Raw genomic sequence first — 5,800 nt, 5'->3', positions numbered from 1 at the left:
CGCGGCCGCGTGTTCGTCCGACACGGACCGGCTGCTCTGCGTACGTTCGTTCAGCCAGCACTGTTCGTACGTACGTTCATCCTTCGTCCATCCCGCCGCATCGACGGCCGCACCGCCGATCACTCCGTTGAATCGCGTGCTTCGTCCGTCTCGTGTGGGTAGCTTAAGGATTACCCGATACGTCGCGGGAGGGCCGCAGAACATGCCTGACTGGCTGATCTGGATGATCCTCGCTGTCGCCCTCGGAATCGCCGAGGCCTTCACACTGACCTTCGTGCTGGGGCTCGTCGCCGTCGCGGCGCTCGTCGCCGCGCTCCTGGGCGCGATCGGACTGCCCGTGGCCGTGCAGATCATCGGGTTCGCCGCGACCGCCACCGCCGGTCTCGTCCTGGTCCGCCCGATCATCCAGAGGCAGATGACCCGCGGACCCGACGCCCGCTCGGGCGCCGCCGCCCTGGTGGGCCGCTCCGGCGTCGTCCTTCGGGAGGTCGACGGCGACCAAGGACTGATCAAACTCTCCGGAGAGGAGTGGTCGGCACGGTGCATCGACGAGGACCTGGTGATCCCGGTCGGCACGCACGTCGACGTCATGGAGATCGACGGCGCCACCGCCGTGGTCTACCCGCGGGAGGCCCTGCCCTGAGCCAGCCGGCGACGGGTACCGCAACTGCGAACAGTCCCGTTCCCCATCCACGACCCCAAGGTCAGGTGCGGACATGATCGACCCGGTTATTCCCTTCGTCATCCTCGCGGTCATCCTCGTGGCCATCGCGCTGTCGGCGATCCGTATCGTCCCGCAGGCGCGGGCCTACAACATCGAGCGCTTCGGCCGCTACATCCGGACGCTCAACCCAGGGCTGAACTTCATCATCCCGGGCGTCGACCGCGTCAACACCAAGTTCGACCTCCGTGAGCACGTCTTCAGCTCACGACCCCAACCGGTGATCACCGAGGACAACCTCGTCGTCAACATCGACACCGTCCTCTACTACCAGATCACCCAACCCAAGGCCGCGGCCTACGAGGTAGCCAACTTCCTCCAGGCGATCGACCAGCTCACCGTCACCACCCTGCGCAACGTGATCGGTTCCATGGACCTGGAGCGCACGCTCACGTCGCGCGAGGAGATCAACACCCGTCTGCGGGGCGTCCTCGACGACACCACCGGCAAGTGGGGGATCCGCGTCAACCGGGTCGAGATCAAGGCGATCGACCCACCGCCCACCATCAAGGAGGCGATGGAGAAGCAGATGCGGGCCGACCGCGACAAGCGCGCGGCCATCCTGCACGCCGAGGGTGAGCGCCAGGCCCGGATCCTCAAGGCCGAGGGCGCCCGGCAGCAGGCGATCCTGGAGGCCCAGGGCGACCAGCAGGCCGCGATCCTGCGCGCCGACGGTGAGGCCAAGGCCGTGGAGCGGGTGTTCCAGGCGGTGCACGCCAACGACGCCGACGCCAAGCTGCTCGCCTACAAGTACCTGGAGACCCTGCCGCACCTGGCCCAGGGCGAGGGCAACACGTTCTGGGTGATCCCCGGCGAGCTGACCGAGGCGATCAAGAACGTCACCCACGCCTTCTCGGGCGAGGCCGCCGCCTCCGTGCCCTCCACGGAGAAGGAGGCGGAAGGGGCCGAGGCCGGACCCGCACGGCTCACGGCGGGGGACGAGTCGGAGCGGTCCTCGTCGGAGCAGGCCGCGGTGGAGGCCGCCGAGGCGGCCGAGCGCGCGGTCGCCGACGCACGCGACGACGTGCGCAGGGCGGGCGCCCGCATGGGCGCGATGCCGAATCCGCGTGAGGAGTCCTGAGCGGAGCCGGGGAGCCGGGGAGGGCCCGCCGAGCCCCCGAATCCCCGGCCCGGGGATCAGACGAGCAGGAGTTTCCCAGCGGTCCTTCGGGCGGCGAGGTCGCTCTGGGCCCGTCCCGCCTCGGCCAGCGGGTAGCGTCCGCCGATCCGAACGTCGAGCCGCCCGCCGGCCAGCAGTCCGAACAGGTCGCGCGCCCGTCCCAGCAGTTCCTCGCGCTCGGCCACGAAGGTGGCCAGGGACGGCCTCGTGAGGTATACCGAACCGGCCTGGGTCAGCCGCAGCGGGTCGACGGGCGGCACCATCCCACTGGACTGACCGAACAGCGCCAGCACTCCGCGCGGGCGCAGCGACGCGAGGCTCGCGTCGAAGGTGCTCCGGCCGACCCCGTCGTAGACCGCGGCGACTCCCCGGCCACCGGTGAGGTCTCCCACCGCGTCCGCCACCGGGGTCTGGGTGTAGCGGATGACCTCGTCCGCGCCCGCCTCCCGGGCGAGCAGTTCCTTCTCCTCGGTGGACACGGTCCCGATGACCCGCGCGCCCCGCTCCTTGGCCAGTTGGGTGATGAGCAGACCGGTTCCGCCCGCGGCGGCGTGCACCAGGACGGTGTCCCCCTCAGCCACGGGGTACACGGAGTACGTGAGGTAGTGGGCGGTGAGTCCTTGGAGGAGAAGCGCCGCGGCCTGCTCGTCGGAGACGTCGTCCGGGACCGGAACCGCGACGGAGGCCTTGACGACCGCCCGGTCCGCGTAGCCGCCGGGGGACATCGCCCATCCGACCCGCTGGCCGACGGACAGGTCGTGCACCCCCTCGCCCACGGCCGCGACGACACCGGCGGCCTCCATCCCCGGGACGAAGGGGAGGGGGACGTCGTACTGGCCCTCACGCTGGTAGACGTCGATGAAGTTGACCCCGCGGGCGGCCACGTCGACCAGGACCTCTCCCGGCCCCGGTTCGCGGGCGTTCGCCTCGGTCAGCCGCAGTACCTCCGGGCCGCCGTGTTCCTCGATGACGATGGCGCGCACTGGTCCACTCCTTCGCTGGGTCCGACTGCCCGCATCATGCCAGCCGGCCCCGGCGCCGTCGCGCACCGGCGCCCCGGTTACTCGTCGGGGAGGATCTCGTGCACGGAGAAGTGCGTGTAGAGCACGCCGAGCGGGGCGCTCCCGGGCCCGCCGCGGAGCACGACCCCCACCCGGTGCCGGTCCTCGGGTTCCTCCGCGTCGTCCGGGAGCGGGTCGTCGTCGACCGCCTCGGCCGTGAGCTCCCCGTTGACCCACATGCGCAGCCGCATCGTCTCCTCGCCGCCCTCGTCGGAGTACTCGCACGCGAACGCGACGGTGTTGGTGACCAGGGGGTCGTCGGCGCCGATGTCGTAGGGGTCCGCGTCGTCCGTGCTCTGGGCGCCGCGCCCGTCGTCGTAGAGGGGGTAGGGCTCGTAGCCGGGGACGTCGAAGGTCTCGTCGAGGGGCTCCGAGCGGGGGTCGTCGCCGCCCATGACGACCCGGCGGATCTCGGCCTGCTGTCCGTCGTGGCGCAGGAGGGCCTCGTACATGCTGCGCGACTCCTCGCCCCGCCGGTCCCGGTTGTCCCAGCAGCGCACCCCGAACATGGCCTGTCCGGGCCCCTCGACCACGTGTGCCGTGGCTCTGACCAGGACGGACTCGGGGAGCTCGGCGTCGATGGGGGTGATCTCCCCGCGGCTCGGATTGTTCTCGGGGTCGAGCATGAGCAGCATTCCGCGGTCCGCCCAGTACCCGTCGTCCCGCTCGTCCTCCGGGTCGTAGACGCCGTTGTTCCAGTCCGGGTCGATCGCGAAGTTCTCCCCGTAGATCTCCTGCGTGTTCTCCGGCTGTCCGTCGCCGCCCGACAGCAGGGCGTAGCCGCCCAAGCCCGCGACCACGACGAGCGCGAGCGCGCCACTCCCGATGGCCAGGAGGCGGCCGTTGCGGCGCCGGAGCTGACGCTGGGGCCGGGGCGCGCCGTTTCCCTGCGGGGCGGGCGGCGGCCCTCCGGGACCTCCGGGCCCTCCGGGCCCGTTCGGGCCGCCCGTCGCGAACCCGTGCTGGCCCCCGCTCGGGGAGTGTCCGGGCGGGTGGGCGATCTGGGGCGGGTGTCCGCCGGACGGCCCCTGGTATCCGGGGACCGCGCCCGGTGCCTGGTGGAAGGGGTGACCGCCCTGGTGCATGGTGCGCTGGGGGCCCGAGCCGGGGACCTGCGGCGGCTGACCGCCGTGCAGGGTCGGCTGGGGGCCGGAGGGCGGGTACGCCGTTCCGGGGGGAGGGGGCGACATGAACTCGGTCGGCGGGATCTGGTTCGGGTCCTGAGGTGTGGGGGGCGCCTGGGGCAGCTGTGCCGTGGGGTCCACGCCGTACGTGCTGGGGGGACCGGTCGGGGCGATCGAACCCGGAGGGGTCACGTCTCCGTGGGGCGGTGTTCCGTCCGCGGGTTCCGGAGCCGCCCCGTCGGGAGCCGCGCCCGGAACCGGGGAAGCGCCCGGTGATGCCCAGGAGGTGCTGATGGTGCGCCGGACCTCGGCCTCCGCGGGGTCGTCCTGCCCGGTCAGCCGGGCGAGGATCCGCTTGGCGCTCGGTCGGTTCGCGGGCGTCTTGTCGAGCGCCGCGGTGACCAGGGCGTGCAGGCTCGGGTCCAAACCGTCCAGCCGGGGAGGGGCGGAGGTGATGTTGTGCAGCACGGCCGGGACGGTCGCGGCGTCGAAGGGCGCGGACCCGGTCCCGGCGAAGGCGACCAGGCAACCCCAGGCGAAGATGTCGGCCTCCGGGCCCGCCTTGCGGCCGTCGAGTAGTTCGGGCGCCAGGTAGGACGGTGTGCCGATGAGTTCGCTGGAGCGGGTCATCCCGCCGTCCGTGCCGTCCAGCGCACGGGCGATGCCGAAGTCGATGACCTTGGGGCCGACGGTGGACAGCAGGACGTTGGCGGGCTTGAGGTCGCGGTGGATCACCCCGGAGCCGTGGATGGCGGTGAGCGCCGCGGCGACCCCCAACGCGAGGCTCTCCAGGGTGCCTCCGACCATCGGTCCGTCCGCGCGGACCTGTTCGTCGAGGTTGGGACCCGCGACGTACTCCGACACGATGAAGAGCGGATCGCCCTCCAAGCGGGCGTCGATCACCCCCGCGGTCGAGAACCGGGCCACCCGCCGCGCGGACTCGACCTCGCGCGCGAAGCGCCGGCGGAAGGCCTCGTCGTCGGCGAGGTCGGGGCGGATGAGCTTGACGGCGACCGGGCGGTCCGAGGCGTCACGAGCGAGGTAGACCGTTCCCATGCCGCCCCTGCCCAGGCGGCTGACGATCCGATAGCCATCGAGTTCTCGTGGGTCCCCCGCGCGCAGTGGGGTGCCGCTCTGATGCCCGTTCGACGTCACAGTAGGGGGTCCTCGCATGGATCGGGTGATTCGCGTCCAACAGCGTACCGATGTCGCCGCGGCGGCGCGTTCCGGCAGGGTGGCGCCGGGCGGTCCGGTCGGGGGGCGTTCCTGGCCGCGGGGTGTGCACGGGGTCGTCCGGGCGGTGCGGTCAGCGGGCCGTCCCGCCGTGGGGGCCGTCGGGGTGGATGCGTTCGCACGCGAAACGGTTCCACGGGCGCCCCGATTTCGCTAGTGTTAGAACACACGTTCGAACGCCGGTCTGTTCTTCCCCCGGGCGGGCGGTCCGGGGGCGTGTGTCGGGACGGGGCGGTCGATGGTGAGGGGACGTGCGGTGGGGCGGTACTACGGGGCGGAGGTCACGGTCGTCGAGGACGCCGGGCGTCCGACCAGGTTCACCTGGAACGGGCGGGTGTTCGGGGTGCGCAGGATCCTCGACCACTGGGTGACCGTGCGCATGGACTGGAGTCCGGCCAGAGCGCCCCGGGTCCCCGAACGGCGCCACTGGCGGGTGGAAGCGGGGACCGCTCACGCGCAGGGGGTGTACGAACTGCGCCACGACCCCGCGACCGGTGAGTGGCTGTTGTCCCGGGTCTGGGACTGAGGAGGTCTCGTCCGG

Annotated in this window: 5 protein-coding genes; 3 read left to right on the top strand and 2 right to left on the bottom strand. The window is 72.0% G+C overall.

Annotated features, from left to right (window positions below; all coding sequences use genetic code 11):
* Positions 1-202: 202 nt before the first annotated feature.
* Together D471_RS0123800 and D471_RS0123795 are read left to right on the top strand one after the other, a co-directional pair.
* Complete coding sequence (locus D471_RS0123800; protein ID WP_017600938.1) at positions 203-643, top strand: NfeD family protein; 441 nt, start codon at positions 203-205, stop codon at positions 641-643.
* 73 nt (positions 644-716) lie between these two features.
* On the top strand, positions 717-1,802 hold the full coding sequence (locus tag D471_RS0123795; protein ID WP_017600937.1) for an SPFH domain-containing protein: 1,086 nt from the start codon (positions 717-719) through the stop codon (positions 1,800-1,802).
* Positions 1,803-1,858: 56 nt separating this feature from the next.
* On the opposite strand, the gene D471_RS0123790 is transcribed toward D471_RS0123795, so the two are convergent.
* Positions 1,859-2,824: a quinone oxidoreductase family protein gene (locus D471_RS0123790; RefSeq protein ID WP_017600936.1), complete on the bottom strand. Its 966-nt coding sequence runs from the start codon at positions 2,822-2,824 to the stop codon at positions 1,859-1,861.
* 77 nt (positions 2,825-2,901) lie between these two features.
* On the bottom strand, positions 2,902-5,181 hold the full coding sequence (locus D471_RS0123785) for a serine/threonine-protein kinase (RefSeq protein ID WP_026128016.1): 2,280 nt from the start codon (positions 5,179-5,181) through the stop codon (positions 2,902-2,904).
* Positions 5,182-5,497: 316 nt separating this feature from the next.
* On the opposite strand from D471_RS0123785, the gene D471_RS0123780 reads away from it, so the two are divergent.
* Positions 5,498-5,785 carry a DUF6504 family protein gene (locus tag D471_RS0123780; RefSeq protein WP_026128015.1) on the top strand — a complete coding sequence of 96 codons (288 nt, stop codon included), beginning with the start codon at positions 5,498-5,500 and terminating at the stop codon, positions 5,783-5,785.
* Positions 5,786-5,800: the final 15 nt, after the last annotated feature.

Source organism: Nocardiopsis lucentensis DSM 44048, assembly GCF_000341125.1.
GTDB classification, from domain to species: Bacteria; Actinomycetota; Actinomycetes; order Streptosporangiales; family Streptosporangiaceae; genus Nocardiopsis; species Nocardiopsis lucentensis.
Note: the sequence above shows the minus strand (reverse complement) of the source record. Positions and strands in the feature narration are given on the sequence as shown.